The following is a 15,266-nucleotide window of genomic DNA, read 5'->3' on the forward strand; positions in this document are numbered from 1 at the left end:
CCGAACATACCGCCCGCCACCGACAGCGCCCGGCAGGCGACGAATCAGCGGGAGGGGTGCACCACGGCGGCCGAGCCGCCGCCTCGGCGGACGGGTTCGGCGGCGGCCAGCCAGCGGCCGTCGGGGAGCCGTTCGATGCCGGTGGCGGCGCCGATCTCCGGGGTGGAGCTGAACACGTGGCCCATGGCCTGGAGTTGCGCCGCCTCGGGGGAGGCGAGGAACGCCGGTTCGGCCTGGGTGGCGGCGGTGTTGCGCTGGCTGGCCCGGGGTGCGGCGATGGCCTGTTCCAGCGTCAGGCCGCGGTCGATCCGCCCGGTGAGCACCTGCAGCACGGTGGTGATGATGGTGGCGCCGCCGGGCGAGCCGACCGCGAGGTACGGCTTGCCGTCCTTGAGCACGATGGTCGGCGAGATCGAGGAGCGCGGGCGCTTGCCCGGGCCGGGCAGGTTGGGGTCGGGGACGCCCGGGGTGAGCGGGGTGAAGTTGAAGTCGGTCAGCTCGTTGTTGAGCAGGAAGCCCCGGCCGGGCACGGTGATGCCGCTGCCGCCGGTCTGCTCGATGGTCAGGGTGTACGCGACGACGTTGCCCCACCGGTCGGCGACCGTCAGGTGCGTGGTGCTCAGGCCCTCGTACGGTTCGGCCACCGGCTGCCCGCTGCTCGCGCACGCCGCCGGGTGGTACGGGTCGCCGGGGGCGAGCGGGCTGGTCAGGGCGTGCTTCGGGTCGATCAGGCAGGCCCGGGAGGCGCCGTAGGCCGGGTCGAGGAGCTGACGGGTCGGCACCTGTACGAAGCTCGGGTCGCCGACCCAGCGGTTGCGGTCGGCGAAGGCGATCCGGCTGGCCTCCAGGAAGCGGTGGTCGTACTGGACGGGGTCGGCGGAGCTGCCGGCGCCGAGGATGTTCAGCGCCTCGCCGACGGTGGTCCCGCCGGAGGAGGACGGGGCGATGCCGTACACGTCCAGGCCGCGGTAGTCGACGTGCGTCGGGTCCTGCTGCTTCACCCGGTAGGCCGCCAGGTCCGCGGCGTCGACCTTCCCGGGGCGGGCGTTGCGCCCGGACGCCGGGTCGACGGGCGGGTGCTGGAGGGTGCGGACGATGTCGGCGCCGATCGGGCCGCGGTACAGCGCGTCGGTGCCCTTGCGTCCCAACTCCCGGTAGGTGGCGGCGAGATCGGGGTTGCGCAGGGTGGAGCCGACGGCGGGCAGCTTCCCGTTCGGCAGGAACAGCGCGCGGGTGGCCGGGAAGTCCTGGAACCGGGCCTGGTTGAGGGCGGTCTGGTCCTGGAAGGTCTGATCGACCGTGAACCCTCGATCGGCGATCCGCTCGGCCGGTTTCAGTACGTCGGCCAGGTCGCGGCTGCCCCAGCGGCGCAGTGCCTGTTCCCAGGTGGCGGCGGTGCCGGGGACGCCGATGGACAGGCCGCTGGTGACGGCGTCGTTGAAGGCCAGCGGCTTCCCGTTCTCCAGGAACAGCGAGCTGTCGGCGGTCCGCGAGGCGGTCTCCCGCCCGTCGAGGGTGGTGACCTTCCCGGTGCGGGCGTCGTAGTGGACGAAGTATCCGCCGCCGCCGATCCCCGCCGAGTAGGGCTCGGTGACGCCGAGCGCGGCCGCCGTGGCGACGGCGGCGTCCACGGCGTTGCCGCCGCGCCGCAGCACCTCCAGTCCGGCGGCGGTGGCGTCGGCGTCGACGCTGGTCACCGCTCCGCCCCAGCCGACGGCCTCGGGCTGTTTCCCGGTGGCGGCGGCCTGGTCGGCCTGGGCGGGTGCGGCGGTGCAGAGCAGTCCGGTGACGAGTGCGAGTGCGGGGACGAGACGGACGAGGGGTCTCATACGGCCTCCTGGGACGGCATCGGTCTCCCGTTCTCCCACACCCGCCGCGCACCCGACAACGGCACGTTCGGCCAACTGCCGGATGCCGAACCGTATCTGCTGCCGCGTCAGCGGCTGGCCGCGCGCTCGACCCGGCGACGCTTGACGGTGCGGAAACGGCGGGCGACCTGGCGGGCCAGGTCGGCGGCGCCGACCAGGCCGGCCTCGTTGCCGAGGGCGGCGTGGACGATGTCGGCCTCGGGGCGGAAGCCGCGGCCGGTGAGGGTGCGGCGGAAGGCGTCCCGGGCGGGGTCGAGCAGCAGGTCGCCGGCCTCGCTGACGCCGCCGCCGACGACGAAGCGGCCGGGGTCGAGCGCGGCGGCCAGGTTGGCGATGCCGACGCCGAGCCAGCGGCCGACCTCGTAGAGCAGTTCGACGGCGACCGGGTCGCCCTCGCGCGCGGCCTCGGTGACCAGCGGGCCGGTGATGCCGAGCGGGCTGCCGCCGGCCCGGGCGAGCAGCGGCTGCACGACGGGCGACTCCTCGGCGGCGAGTTCCCGGGCCTCGCGGACCAGGGCGTTGCCGGAGGAGTACTGCTCCCAGCAGCCGCGGTTGCCGCAGGGGCAGCGGTGGCCGGCGGGCACCACCTGCATGTGACCGAACTCGCCGGCCAGGCCGTGCTTGCCGCGGTCGACGTAGCCCTCGCGGACGACCGCGCCGCCGATGCCGGTGCCGAGGGTGATCATCACCATGTGGTCCTCGCCACGGCCGGCGCCGAAGCGCCACTCGGCCCAGGCGGCGGCGTTGGCGTCGTTCTCGACCACGACGGGGAACCGCAGCCGGGCGCTGAGCGCCTGCTGGAGGGGTTCGCCCCGCCAGTTCAGGTGGGGGGCGAACAGCACGGTGGAGCGTGCGGAGTCGACCCAGCCGGCCGCGCCGACGCCGACGGCGTGCACGTCGTGCTTGTCGGCGAGCTGCAGGACGAGCTCGACGATGACGTCCTCGACGACCTTGGGGCTCTTGCTCTTGTCGGGCGTCTCGGCGCGGACCCGCTCCAGGACCTTGCCGTCCCCGTCGACCACGCCGGCCACCACCTTGGTGCCGCCGATGTCCACGCCGATGGTCGGCAGACGCAGCACCCCGGCGGGCAGCGTGCGGCGGCGGCGTTCGGCACGCGGGCCGAGGCCCAGCAGGCTCGGCAGGGCGGGGCGGGCGGGGCCGTTGGCACTGGTCACGGAATGAATGCTCCTGGTTTCGGTAAAAGCTTCGGGCTGGTGCGGGAGGGATGTGGACGAGCTGGCAGACTAGGCCGCGAACGCACAGCGGATTCTCACGAAAACGTGATGTTCCTCTCAGGTTTCTGCGGGTGTCACCGGCAACTGATCGTGTGTTTGACGCAGTCTGACAAGTGTGATGTGTGAACCGGGGGACCGTGCCCCGGACGGCCGGACGACCCGATTCGAGAGAACCCGATGCAGCTGACAGGCACCCCGTTCCTTATTCTGACGATCATCCTGGTGCCGATCTCCCTGGCGGTGGCGCTGCTGCTGTGGGGCAGGGTGCGTGGTCCGAAGCCCGTCCAGGCCCTGTCCAGGGTCATGATGCTGCTCTTCTGTCAGATCACCGCGGTGCTGACGGTCTTCGTGATGGTCAACAACGCCAATCTGATCTACGGCAGTTGGGACGACCTGCTGGGCACCGGCAACCACGTCCGCGCGGTGCCGAACGTGCAGGCCGACACCGGCGCCTCCGGCACCCCGGGCAACGACTCCAAGCAGCACACCAAGGTCGTCCAGCAGTTCAAGCCGGTCGGCGACTCCAAGGTGCCGAACGACGTGCAGACCACCGACCTGAAGGGCGCGGTCTCCGGCGTCGACGGCGAGGTGCTGGTCTGGCTGCCGCCGCAGTACAACGACCCGGCGTACAAGGACAAGACCTTCCCGGTGGTCGAGCTGCTGCCGGGCTGGCCGGGCTCCTCGAAGACCTGGTTCGGCACGCTCAAGGTGTCCGAGCAGCTGAAGCCGATGATGCAGAGCGGGCAGGTCGCGCCGTTCATCCTGGTCTCGCCGCGCACCAACCTGCTGGGCGACTCCGTCGACACCGGCTGCGCGGACGTGCCGGGCAAGGTCAACGCCGACACCTGGCTGTCCAAGGACGTCCCGCAGATGGTGCTGGACAACTTCCGGGTGGACCCCTCGGCGGACCGCTGGGCGGTGGCCGGCTACTCGGCGGGCGCGCACTGCGCGGCCAAGCTGGCGCTGGAGCACCCGGACCGCTACCGGGCCGGCATCAGCCTCTCCGGCTACAACGACCCGGGCGCGGAGGCCCAGTCGCTGACCGCGAAGGACCCGCACCTGAAGGAGATCAGCAACCCGCTGAACATCCTGAAGGACGCCAAGACCCCGCCGAAGACCGCGCTGTACGTCACCGGCAACCGGGGCGACGGCCTGGAGGGCGGCGAGGCGCTGAAGGCGGCGGCCAAGTCCCCGACCACGGTGACCGTGCAGGAGACCACCGGCCCGCACAGCAGCGACGTGTGGAAGCAGCTGGTCCCGGGCGTCTTCACCTGGCTGACCACGATCATCCCCGCCCAGCACTGACGCACCCGCGCAGAAGCAGAAAGGGCCCGGCCGCCAGGCCGGGCCCTTTCGCGTGTGCCGGGGTCAGGGATTCTTCGGCAGGGTGTTGACGTAGTCGGTGCCCGCGCCGTAGAAGCCGTCCACGGCCTGCTGGACCTCCGCCGCGGTGAGGGCCTGGTCGGCCTTGTAGTAGAACCAGTTGACCTTCATGTCCCAGCTGCGCGGGCCGGTGACCGAGGGCAGCAGGTCGATGAACCAGTTGCTGAAGTGGATGTCCATCCGCTCCCGGGCGACGTACTTGTCGGAGCTGGTGAACAGCTCCTTGCCGTCCAGCGAGTAGACCGCCTTGCCGTCCGTCGAGGTGACCATCAGGGTGTGCCAGCCCTCCAGCCGCTGCTTGACGGCGTGGGTGACGCGGTCGGGCGGGTCGGCCTTGAACCAGCTGGTGGTGTCGAGCTTCGGGCCGGGCGCGCCCCAGCCGCCGTTCGGCAGGTACTCGTAGTCGAGTTCGCTGTAGTTCGCCGAGGAGTCCTCGGGCGAGATCGGGAAGAAGGTCTGCACGACGTGGTCGCCGGTGCGGCCGCTGGACGGCTTGTCGCTGAACCGGATCCGGGCGGCGAAGGTCCCGTGGAACAGGTTGCCGCCGGTGCTCTGCACCTCGACCTGCTTGGTGCCCTGCTTGGTGCCGTCGGTGGTGGAGCGAAGTTGCAGCGCCCGGCCGCCCTTGGCGCTCTGGTCCTCGGGGAAGGACGCGCCGGCGGTGGTCCAGGTGTCCTTGATGCCCGGTCCGCCGCCGCCCTCGCGGACCTGCCAGCCGTGCGCGGCGAGGTTCGGATCGTCGGGGCCGGTGTAGTGGAAAGTGTCGAACAGGGTCCCCGGCGGCCCGCTCGGCGTCGGCGAAGCGCCGGCGGCGGGCCCGCCCTTCGCGGCGGAGTCCCCACCGGCGGCGGGGTCGCCGGTGCACGCGGCGAGCGCGCACAGCAGGGTGGGCAGCGCGATCACGCTCCACACGCGACGGCGGGGAAAGCGGCGGGACTGGCGCACACGGGCTCCTTGGGGCGCAGCGGCGGCAGCTGTGGACACGCCTGTTGCGCGGGGATCGACGACCGGTCGGAGGCGGTCATCCTAACGGGGCTCACACGCCGCGCCGCCGCCGGGACGGCCCGGCCGGGCGGCCATCGGCCGAGGTCAACGGTCCGTGCACAGGTACATACCAGTACGTGGCGGTAAGAGTCTCGATCCGATCACAACCCTGACCCAGAAGGTGTCGAAAGTGGACATCGACGCCAATTCGTCCCAGGTCGGTGCACTACCGTTCGAGTCACGCTCCCGCGGTCTTCGCTCCCTGCCCCTGAAAGGCCTCGCTCGGTGCGCCCTGCCATGACTTCCTCCGAGCGCGCGTCGGCGTACCCGACTGCGCCCGGCGCGCCCGGCCCGGACGGGTTCGAGGAGCCGTTCACCGAACGGCCGTTCGCCGAAGAGCCGCTGCCCGAAGAGCCGCTGCCCGAAGCGGTGTTCGTGGACGAGTCGGGTCTGCGCGGCCGGCTGCTGCGCGGTCTCGGCTGGCCGGTGTCGGTGGTGGGCGCGGTGCTGGCGGTGGCGATGGGCGGCAGCCTGATCGGCGTTCAGGCGGACGCCCCGGCGATGGAGATCCCCCCGCAGACCGCACAGCCGGCGCAGCCCGCGCCGTCGGCGTCCCCCTCCGCCTCGGCCGAGAAGTCGCCCTCGCCGTCCTCGTCCTCCTCCCCGTCGCGGACGCCCTCGCACTCCACCTCGCCCAAACCGGGCAGCTCGACCGGCGGCTCGACCGGCGGCTCGACCGGCGGCTCGAAGACCAGCGGGAAACCGTCGGCGCCGTCGAGCAAGCACCCCTGATCCATTCGCACCACCCCTTTCCAGGAGCGCCCTTTGTCCCGCCACCAGCGCCGGCGGCAGTCCCTGCTGAGGCCGCGCCGACTGGCCGCGCCGCCGTTGCGTTTCGTGATGCCGCTGTCCCTGCTGGCGTGCCTGCTGGTACTGCTGGTGCTGCGCGGCCTCTCCACCAACGAGGTGTTCCACGACACCCGGATCGCGGAGTCCGTCGACAAGACCACCGTCCCCGAAGACCTGCTCACGGGCGGCCCGGTGATCGACGCGCGCGGCGACCACAAGGCGAACCCGGTGAGCTACCGGATTCCGGACAAGACGGTGGTGCTGAGCTTCGACGACGGCCCCTCGCCGGAGTGGACGCCGAAGATCCTGAGCGTGCTGAAGGCGCACGACATCCGCGCGGACTTCTTCGTCACCGGCGCGATGACCACCCGCAACCCGGAGCTGATCCGGCAGATCGTCGGGGACGGCCACGAGATCGGCCTGCACACCTTCACCCACCCCGACCTGGCGTTCCAGTCGCACTCCCGGATCGGCTGGGAGCTGGCGCAGACCCAGCTGGCGCTGGCCGGCGTCGCGGGCGTGCACAGTTCGCTGTTCCGGCCGCCGTACTCCTCGAACGCCTCCGCGATGGACGACTGGAACTACCCGGTCATCAAGTATGTGGGCGCGCACGGCTACCTGACGGCGTTCATCGACCGCGACACCGACGACTGGAAGCGCCCGGGCGTCGAGGAGATCGTCAAGGCCGCGATGCCGTCCACGCCGGGCGCGGGCGAGCTGATCCTGCTGCACGACGCGGGCGGCGACCGCGCCGAGACCGTCGAGGCGCTGGAGCAGATCATCGTCAAGCTCCAGGGCGAGGGCTACCGCTTCACCACCATCTCGGACGCGCTCGGCGCCTCCCCCGCGATGGTGCCGGTGCACGGCTTCCAGCTGTGGGCGGGCAAGGGCTTCATCGGGGCGACCCAGGTCGCGGTGTACACCCTGCCGTTGCTGGTCGGGCTGCTCGCGCTGGTCGGGTTCCTGAACTTCGGCCGGTTCGCGCTGATGATCGTCCTCGCCCCGGTGCACGCCCGCCGCTCCAAGCGGCAGGGCGCGTGGGGGCCGCCGGTCACCGAGCCGGTGACCGTCCTCGTCCCGGCGTACAACGAGCGCGAGTGCATCGCCAACACCCTCAACTCGCTGGCCGCCAGCGACTATCCGATCGAGGTCATCGTCATCGACGACGGCTCGACGGACGGCACCGCGGACATCGTCGAGGAGATGGACCTGCCGTTCGTCCGGCTGATCCGCAAGGTCAACGGCGGCAAGCCCAGCGCGCTGAACGCCGGTGTCGCGGCCGCCTCGTACGACATCGTGGTGATGATGGACGGCGACACCGTGTTCGAGCCGTCCACGGTGCGGGAGTTGGTGCAGCCGTTCGGCGACCCGGGGATCGGGGCGGTCGCGGGCAACGCCAAGGTCGGCAACCGGGACAGCCTGATCGGGGCCTGGCAGCACATCGAGTACGTCCTCGGCCACAACCTGGACCGCCGGATGTACGACGTGCTGAACGTCATCCCGACCATCCCGGGTGCGGTCGGCGCGTTCCGCAAGGAGGCGCTGCGGGCGGTCGGCGGGATGAGCGACGACACCCTCGCCGAGGACACCGACATCACCATGGCGGTGCTCTCCGACGGCTGGCGGATCGTCTACGCGGAGCGCGCCCGCGCCTGGACCGAGGCGCCGGCCAGCCTCCAGCAGCTGTGGTCGCAGCGCTACCGCTGGAGCTACGGCTCCATGCAGGCGATGTGGAAGCACCGCCGCGCGGTGATCGCCCGCGGCCCGGCGGGCCGCTTCGGCCGGATCGGGCTGCCGCTGGTGGTGCTGTTCGGCGTGGTCGCGCCGCTGCTGGCGCCGCTGGTCGACCTGTTCCTGCTGTACGGCATCCTGTTCACCGACGCCTCGCTCACCCTCGCCAGTTGGGGCGGCTTCATCGCGATGCAGGCCCTGCTGTCCTGGTACGCCTTCCGGCTGGACCGCGAGAAGCCCTGGCACCTGATCAGCCTGCCGCTCCAGCAGGTGGTGTACCGGCAGCTGATGTACATCGTCCTGCTGCAGTCCACGATCACCGCGTTGACCGGTGGCCGGCTGCGCTGGCAGAAGCTCCGGCGCACCGGCGAGGTCGCCGCCGCACCGGTGGAGGCCTGACCCATGAGCGACACCATCCGCCTGCGAATCCCCGAGCAGCTGCGCCGCGATCTGCCCGCCGACCCGCCGCCGCCCGCGGCCCGCAAGGGCGGCCGGGACCGCTACCTGGACCTGCTGCGCGCCCTGGCGCTGGTCCGCGTGGTGCTGTACCACAACTTCGGCTGGTTCTTCCTGCCGCTGCTCTTCCCGTCGATGGGCGTGATGTTCGCGCTGGCGGGCTCGCTGATGACGCGTTCGCTGAGCCGCCCCGCGCTCGGCGTGATCCGGGGCCGGCTGCGCCGCCTGCTGCCGCCGATGTGGCTGTTCGGCGCGATCGTGGTCGCCCTCCAGGTCCTCGACGGCGGCGGCCCGGACTCCGACGGCCACCCCGCGTGGTGGTGGGCGAAGCTGGCGTTCTGGGTGCTGCCGCTGAGCACTCCCCCGTTCGCCGCGGACGGGCTGCACGGCTTCGGCGGGCACCTGGAGTCCGGCTGGGCGACCCAGCTGGTGGTGCCGCTGTGGTACCTGCGGGCCTACCTCTGGTACGTGCTGCTGTCGCCGCTGATGCTGAAGGCCCTGCGGCGCTTCCCGCTGGTGACGCTCTTCACGCCGCTGGCGATCGTGATCGTCATGAACGGCTTCTTCCCCGACCAGGACGTCGTCTGGCCCCGGGTGTGGGAGACCGCCAACGACTTCGCCATGTTCGGCTCCTGCTGGATCCTCGGCATGGCCCACCAGGAGGGCCTGCTGCGGAGGATTCCGCAGTACGTGCTGCCCTCGATCGCCCCGCTGATCATGGTGGCGGGCTTCTGGTACCTGCAGACCCGGCCGGTCGATCCGACCCAGCAGACCGACATCGAGGCCTGGCCGATCGCCCAGGCGGTGTGGTCGTTCGGCTTCGTCGCCATGCTGCTGCACATCAGCCCGTCCTGGGAGCAGTGGCCCGCGCCGCTGGAACGCTGGAACGGCCTGGTGAGCCTGCTGAACTCGCGGGCCGTCAGCGTCTACCTGTGGCACGTGACGGCCCTGGTGTGCGCGGTCCCGCTGATCGACCGGCTGTGGGAGGTCGACTTCTTCTACGCGCACCTCAAGTGGCTGCTGACCAGCCAGTGGTTCACCCTGCTGGTCGGCATCCCGCTGCTGGCCCTGCTGGTGCTGGTGTTCGGCTGGGTCGAGGACGTCGCGGCCAGGCGCAGGCCCCGGCTGTTCCCGTACCCGCGCCGCCCGCGCCGCCTGCGCGGCCGGCGGCGCAACGCCTGACGGGCCGTCAGGCGATCTGGAGGGCCAGGTAGAAGTCCACCCGGTCCTCCAGCCGGGACAGGTCGCGGCCGGTGAGCTCCTCGATCCGGCCGATCCGGTAGCGCAGCGTGTTGACGTGCACGTGCAGTTGGGCGGCGCAGCGGGTCCAGGAGCCGTCGGCGCGCAGGAACGCGGCGAGGGTGTGCAGCAGGTCGGCCTGGTGCTCCTCGTCGTAGACGGTGACGGGGTCGAGCAGCCGGGCCCGGAAGGTGCGCCGGACCTCGTCGGGGACGGCGGCCAGCAGCAGGACGTGCGAGGCGAGTTCCTCGGGTCCGGCGACCCGGATCCGGCCGGCCCTGGTGTCGGCGACCCGGCGGGCGTGCCGGGCCTCGTCGAGGGCGCCGCGCAGCCCGGCCGGATCGGCGGTGGGCGCGCACACGCCGACGGCGATCCGCTGCTCCGCGTCGAGTCCGGCTTCCAGCGGGGCCAGCAGGGCCCGTACCTCGTCGGCGGGGACGGCGGCGGCGTCGGGGGCGGGCAGCACGGCGACGGCGCCGGTGGGGCCGGCGGCGGCGACCAGGGCGGTGCCGGGCAGCGCCTCTTCGAGGATCGGGCGCAGCGCGCCGTCGGGCAGTCCGGTGGCGTCGGCGGACAGCACCAGCCGGCGGGCGTGGCCCTCGCCGTGCAGGGCGCGGCCGATCTCGGCGGGGTCGGCGTCGCGGCGCAGCAGGGAGAGGAGTTCGTCGGCGATCCGGCGGCGCAGGCGGCGGCTCTCGTCGCGGCGGACGCGTTCGGCGGCGACCAGGCGGGCCAGGTTGTCGGCGAGCTGGCGGCGTTTGGCGGGCCATTCGGCGAGGTCGCCGGCGAGGACGAGGATCCAGTCGGCGAGCGGGGTGGGGCCGGCGGTCTCGGCGGCGGGCAGCAGCGAGTAGGCGCCGTCGGCGAGCCGGACCCGGTGCGGGGGGCGGTGGCCGCGCTGCTGGGCGGCGAGGTGGGCGCGGGCCAGGCGGTCGCGGTCGGCGGGGGCGAGGCGGTCGGCGGCACCGGCGACGACCTGGCCGGTGGGGGTGAGCACCCAGCAGTCCAGGTCGAGGTCGCCGCCGAGCAGGTCGAGGACGGCGTCCAGGCCGCCCGCGCCGGCGGCGGAGACCAGCAGCCGGTGCCGGTCGACGAGGGCGGCGAGGTCGGCGGCCCGTCCGGCGGAGACGTGCCGGCCGACGTACTCGGTGAGGGTGCCGAAGGCGATGTCGTCGGGGACGGCGAGCAGCGGCAGCCGGTGCCGGCGGCAGGCCTCGACCAGGTCGTCGGGGACGGGTCCGACCTCCACCTCGCCGGCGCCGAGCGCGGCCGCGCCGCCCGCCACCAGGGTGCGTACGAAGCGCGCGGAGTCGGCGGGGGCGGTGCGCCACAGCATGCCGGTGAGGACGAGTTCGCCGCCGTGCAGGAACCGGCCGGGGTCCTGGAGGTCGGTGGTCATCACGCCGGTGACCTGGCGGTCGAGTTCGTCCTCGCCGGCGAGCAGGCGCAGTCGGGGTGCGCCGGGGGCGAGCAGGTCGCGGACGCGCATGGACGGGGCCCTTCGTGACGGTGCGGCGGGTGGTGCGGGTGCTCGTGGGGGTGATTCCGGGGTGGGGACGGCCCAGGGTGACCCGGTGGGCCGGCGGATCGTTCACATTGGACGAACGTACAGGACGGTGCGGCGGCGCACCGTCGGCGCTCATGCCATCGGTGACTGCCGGTGGCCCCGGTGGCGGAGGTTCACTGGCCTGCACGCCGCCGGGGCGTCCCCGGCCGCGTCCGTCCGTCGGCGAGGAGAGTCGGCGATGGGAGTCGGCGACGGGAGTCGGCGACGGGAGTCGGCGAAGAGAGGAGTCACCCGTATGGAGTTCCTTCGGCCCGCGTCCTGGGACGAGGCGCTCGCGGCGATGGCCGAGCACCCCGGCGCGCTGCCGGTCTCCGGCGGCACCGACGTCATGGTCGAGTTGAATTTCGACCTGCGCCGGCCGCCCGCGGTCCTCGACCTGAACCGCGTCGCCGAGTTGGCGGAGTGGAGCAGCGACGGCGCGTCGGTGCGGCTGGGCGCGGCGGTGCCGTACGCGCGGATCATCGACGAGTTGGCGGGGCCGCTGCCGGGGCTGGCGACGGCGGCGCGGACGGTGGGCTCGCCGCAGATCCGCAACCGGGGCAGTGTCGGCGGCAACCTGGGCGCGGCCTCGCCGGCGGGTGACGCGCATCCGCCGCTGCTGGCGGCGGGCCGGGGGGTGCGGGTGGAGGCGCACTCGGTGCGCGGGGTGCGGCTGATCCCGATCGACGAGTTCTACCTCGGGGTGAAGCGGAACTGCCTGGCCCCGGACGAGTTGATCCGGGCGGTGCGGATTCCGGTCGCCGACGGCCCGCAGCAGTTCTCCAAGGTCGGCACCCGCAACGCGATGGTGATCGCGGTGTGCGCGTTCGCCCTGGCCCTGCACCCGGCCGACGGCACGGTCGGCACCGGCATCGGCTCGGCCGCGCCGACGCCGCGCCGCGCGCCGGAGGCCGAGGAGTACCTGCGGGAGTCCCTGGACTGGACCTCCGGCGGGCCGCTCGACCCGCAGGTGCCGCTCCGCTTCGGCGAGTTGGTGGCGGCGGCGGCCGACCCGATCGACGACGTCCGGGGCACCGCCGCGTACCGGCGGCACGCCTTGGCCGTGCTGGCCCGGCGCACCCTGGCGTGGTGCTGGGACGACTACCGCGAGCAGCTCGGGAGGACGGCATGAGGGTGGTGTTCACCGCGAACGGCCGGCGGGTGGAGGCCGACGACGTGTGGGAGGGCGAGTCGCTGCTGTACGTGCTGCGCGAGCGGGTCGGCCTGCCCGGGTCGAAGAACGCCTGCGAGCAGGGCGAGTGCGGCTCCTGCACCGTCTACCTGGACGGAGTCCCGGTCTGCGCCTGTCTGGTGGCGGCCGGTCAGGTCCAGGGCCGGGAGGTCCGCACCGTGGAGGGCCTGACCGGCCCGGACGGCGCGCTCGGCCCGGTGCAGCAGGCGTTCCTGGAGGCGGGCGCGGTGCAGTGCGGCTTCTGCACGCCCGGCCTGCTGGTGCAGACCGACGCGCTGCTGGCCCGGGACCCGCGGCCGTCCGACGGAGACATCCGCGAGGCGCTGTCGGGCAACCTGTGCCGCTGCACCGGCTACGAGAAGATCATGGACGCGGTGCGGCTGGCCTCGGCCCGCATCTCCGGCATCTCCGGCGAGGGGGGCGGGGCATGACCACGCGTTCGATCCAGGGCGAGAAGAACCTGCGGAAGATCGACCAGGCGTCCGAGGACGGCATCGGGCGGTCGCCGCTGCGTCCGGACGGCGCGCTGAAGGTGAAGGGCGAGTTCGCGTACTCCTCCGACCTGTGGCACGAGGACATGCTGTGGGGCACGGCGCTGCGCTCCCCGCACCCGCGCGCGAACATCCGGTCGATCGACATCTCGGCGGCCCTGGCCGTCCCCGGCGTGCACGCGGTGCTCACCCACGAGGACATCCCGGGCAGCCCGTACTACGGCCTGGAGTTCGCCGACCAGCCGGCCCTGGCCGTCGGCAAGGTCCGCCACCAGGGCGAGCCGGTCGCGCTGGTGGCCGCCGACCATCCGGAGACGGCGCGCCGGGCGGCGAAGCGGATCGCCGTCGAGTACGAGGTGCTCACTCCGATCACCACCGAGGAGCAGTGCCTCGACCCGGGCCGCTACGGCTACGTCCACGAGCCGCACGAGTACAGGGCCCGCGCGCACGGCAACCTCTGCCACGAGCAGCGGCTGGTGGCGGGTCTGGGCGTCACCGACGAGGTGCGGGCGCTGGCGGACGTGATCGTGGCCGGCGAGTACGAGGTCGGCATGCAGGACCAGGCGTTCCTGGGCCCCGAGTCGGGTCTCGCGGTGCCCGCCGAGGACGGCGGCGTGGACCTGTACATCGCCACCCAGTGGCTGCACGTGGACCGGCAGCAGATGGCGCCGGTGCTGGCCCTGCCGGAGGAGAAGATCCGGCTCACCCTCGCCGGGGTGGGCGGCGCGTTCGGCGGCCGCGAGGACCTGTCGATGCAGATCCACGCCTGCCTGCTGGCGCTGCACACCCGGAGGCCCGTCAAGATCGTGTACTCCCGCGACGAGTCGTTCTTCGGGCACGTGCACCGCCACCCGGCGCGGATGCGCTACGAGCACGGCGCCACCCGGGACGGGAAGCTGGTCTTCGCGGACTGCCGGATCGTGCTGGACGGCGGCGCGTACGCCTCCACCTCGGCCGCCGTGGCGGGCAACGCGGCCTCGCTCGGCCACGGGCCGTACGTCGTCCCGAACGTGCGGATGCAGGCGATCTCGCTGTACTCCAACAACCCGCCGTGCGGGGCGATGCGCGGCTTCGGCGCGGTGCAGGCCGCGTTCGGCTACGAGTCGCAGATGGACCGGCTGGCGGCGGCGCTCGGCATGGACCCGGTGGAGCTGCGGCAGGTGAACGCCCTCGCGCAGGGCGACGTGATGCCGACGGGGCAGCAGGTCGACTCGCCCGCGCCGGTCGCCGAGCTGCTGCAGCGCGTCAAGGACCGGCCGCTTCCGCCGCCGCTCGACCCGTCCGACCGGCGGGCGCTGCCCGGCGCGCTGTCGAACACCTCGCACGGCGAGGGGATCGTGCGCGGCGTCGGCTACTCGGTGGGCATCAAGAACGTCGGCTTCTCCGAGGGCTTCGACGACTACTCGACCGCCCGGGTCCGGCTGGAGGTGATCGGCGGCGCGCCGGTGGCGATGGTGCACACGGCGGCCGCGGAGGTCGGCCAGGGCGGCGTCACCGTGCACGCCCAGATCGCCCGGACCGAGCTCGGCGTCGAGCGGGTCGCCATCCACCCGGCCAACACCGAGATCGGCTCGGCGGGTTCGACCTCCGCGTCCCGGCAGACGTACATGACGGGCGGCGCGGTCAAGCTCGCCGCCGAGGCCGTCCGGGAGGCGCTGCTGGAACGCGGCCGGCGCCGGCACGGCTGGACGCACGGCGATCTGGCGCTGGCCGGCGGCCGGGTGGTCTCCGCGTCGGCGGGCGTGCTGGCCCCGCTGGCGGAGCTGCTCGGCGACGAGCCGATCGAGCGGACCAGGGTGCACCGCCACCGTCCGACCGTCGCGCTGCACCCGGAGACCGGGCAGGGCTTCGGGCACGTCCAGTACTCCTTCTGTGCGAACCGCGCCGTGGTGGACGTGGACGTGGAGCTCGGACTCGTCAAGGTGGTCGAGTTGACGGCCGTTCAGGACGTCGGCCGGGCGCTGAACCCGCTCGCCGTGGTCGGCCAGATCCAGGGCGCCTGCACGCAGGCGCTGGGTCTGGCGGTGATGGAGGAGATCGTGGTCACGGACGGCAAGGTGCGCAACGCCTCGTTCACCGACTACCTGATCCCGACCGTCCTGGACACCCCGCCGATCCCGGTGGAACTCCTCGAACTGCCCGACCCGCACGCCCCGTACGGACTGCGCGGCGTCGGCGAGGCCCCCACCGTCTCCGCCACCCCGTCGATCGTGGCGGCGATCCGGCAGGCCACCGGGAAGGCGCTGAACCGCATCCCCGTCCGGCCGGAGCACCTGACTCTCTGATCCTTGG

11 protein-coding genes are annotated in these 15,266 nt (G+C 72.9%); 7 read left to right on the forward strand and 4 right to left on the reverse strand.

Annotated features, from left to right (window positions below):
• Positions 1 to 44: 44 nt before the first annotated feature.
• Complete coding sequence (gene ggt, locus AMK19_RS06590) at positions 45 to 1,829, reverse strand: gamma-glutamyltransferase (protein WP_073808869.1); 1,785 nt, start codon at positions 1,827 to 1,829, stop codon at positions 45 to 47.
• A 107-nt stretch (positions 1,830 to 1,936) separates the two neighbouring features.
• Complete coding sequence (locus AMK19_RS06595) at positions 1,937 to 3,043, reverse strand: ROK family glucokinase (protein ID WP_143200074.1); 1,107 nt, start codon at positions 3,041 to 3,043, stop codon at positions 1,937 to 1,939.
• 282 nt (positions 3,044 to 3,325) lie between these two features.
• Between AMK19_RS06595 and AMK19_RS06600 the strand changes: the two genes are divergently transcribed.
• Positions 3,326 to 4,408: an alpha/beta hydrolase gene (locus tag AMK19_RS06600; protein ID WP_338015772.1), complete on the forward strand. Its 1,083-nt coding sequence runs from the start codon at positions 3,326 to 3,328 to the stop codon at positions 4,406 to 4,408.
• Positions 4,409 to 4,471: 63 nt separating this feature from the next.
• Here the strand turns inward: AMK19_RS06600 and AMK19_RS06605 are convergent, their stop codons facing one another.
• Positions 4,472 to 5,431, reverse strand: a complete 960-nt coding sequence (locus tag AMK19_RS06605; RefSeq protein WP_143200075.1) for a glycoside hydrolase family 16 protein — start codon at positions 5,429 to 5,431, stop codon at positions 4,472 to 4,474.
• Positions 5,432 to 5,767: 336 nt separating this feature from the next.
• Here AMK19_RS06605 and AMK19_RS06610 point away from each other — a divergent pair, with 336 nt between their 5' ends.
• The 3 genes from AMK19_RS06610 to AMK19_RS06620 all read left to right on the forward strand — a co-directional run bounded on the left by AMK19_RS06610 (position 5,768) and on the right by AMK19_RS06620 (position 9,688).
• Complete coding sequence (locus tag AMK19_RS06610; RefSeq protein WP_073808874.1) at positions 5,768 to 6,262, forward strand: hypothetical protein; 495 nt, start codon at positions 5,768 to 5,770, stop codon at positions 6,260 to 6,262.
• 96 nt (positions 6,263 to 6,358) lie between these two features.
• Positions 6,359 to 8,449, forward strand: coding sequence for a bifunctional polysaccharide deacetylase/glycosyltransferase family 2 protein (locus tag AMK19_RS06615; RefSeq protein ID WP_443134994.1), 2,091 nt, complete (start codon positions 6,359 to 6,361; stop codon positions 8,447 to 8,449).
• A gap of 3 nt (positions 8,450 to 8,452) precedes the next feature.
• Complete coding sequence (locus AMK19_RS06620; protein ID WP_083646542.1) at positions 8,453 to 9,688, forward strand: acyltransferase family protein; 1,236 nt, start codon at positions 8,453 to 8,455, stop codon at positions 9,686 to 9,688.
• A 7-nt stretch (positions 9,689 to 9,695) separates the two neighbouring features.
• Here the strand turns inward: AMK19_RS06620 and AMK19_RS06625 are convergent, their stop codons facing one another.
• Positions 9,696 to 11,234 (reverse strand): PucR family transcriptional regulator, encoded by a 1,539-nt coding sequence (locus tag AMK19_RS06625; RefSeq protein ID WP_073808877.1) that lies wholly within the window; start codon positions 11,232 to 11,234, stop codon positions 9,696 to 9,698.
• Between the two features lie 313 nt (positions 11,235 to 11,547).
• Between AMK19_RS06625 and AMK19_RS06630 the strand changes: the two genes are divergently transcribed.
• From AMK19_RS06630 to pucD, 3 genes are read left to right on the forward strand one after another with little or no spacing between them, the layout of a single operon-like run.
• Positions 11,548 to 12,423 (forward strand): FAD binding domain-containing protein, encoded by an 876-nt coding sequence (locus tag AMK19_RS06630; protein WP_073808878.1) that lies wholly within the window; start codon positions 11,548 to 11,550, stop codon positions 12,421 to 12,423.
• A complete protein-coding gene (locus AMK19_RS06635) occupies positions 12,420 to 12,914 on the forward strand; it encodes a (2Fe-2S)-binding protein (RefSeq protein WP_073808880.1) in 495 nt (164 codons plus the stop codon). Before AMK19_RS06630 ends, AMK19_RS06635 begins: the two co-directional genes overlap by 4 nt.
• Positions 12,911 to 15,259: a xanthine dehydrogenase subunit D gene (gene pucD, locus AMK19_RS06640; RefSeq protein ID WP_073808881.1), complete on the forward strand. Its 2,349-nt coding sequence runs from the start codon at positions 12,911 to 12,913 to the stop codon at positions 15,257 to 15,259. The genes AMK19_RS06635 and pucD overlap by 4 nt, the downstream gene beginning before the upstream one ends.
• Positions 15,260 to 15,266 lie beyond the last annotated feature (7 nt).

This window comes from Kitasatospora sp. CB01950, from assembly GCF_001905465.1.
GTDB lineage: Bacteria > Actinomycetota > Actinomycetes > Streptomycetales > Streptomycetaceae > Kitasatospora.

What these genes read in the sequence shown, in the direction of transcription:
- ggt (WP_073808869.1), bottom strand. Translation starts at nt 1,829, where the DNA reads ATGAGACCCCTCGTCCGTCTCGTCCCCGCACTCGCACTCGTCACCGGA.
- AMK19_RS06610 (WP_073808874.1), top strand. Translation starts at nt 5,768, where the DNA reads ATGACTTCCTCCGAGCGCGCGTCGGCGTACCCGACTGCGCCCGGCGCG.
- AMK19_RS06620 (WP_083646542.1), top strand. Translation starts at nt 8,453, where the DNA reads ATGAGCGACACCATCCGCCTGCGAATCCCCGAGCAGCTGCGCCGCGAT.
- AMK19_RS06625 (WP_073808877.1), bottom strand. Translation starts at nt 11,234, where the DNA reads ATGCGCGTCCGCGACCTGCTCGCCCCCGGCGCACCCCGACTGCGCCTG.
- AMK19_RS06630 (WP_073808878.1), top strand. Translation starts at nt 11,548, where the DNA reads ATGGAGTTCCTTCGGCCCGCGTCCTGGGACGAGGCGCTCGCGGCGATG.
- AMK19_RS06635 (WP_073808880.1), top strand. Translation starts at nt 12,420, where the DNA reads ATGAGGGTGGTGTTCACCGCGAACGGCCGGCGGGTGGAGGCCGACGAC.
- pucD (WP_073808881.1), top strand. Translation starts at nt 12,911, where the DNA reads ATGACCACGCGTTCGATCCAGGGCGAGAAGAACCTGCGGAAGATCGAC.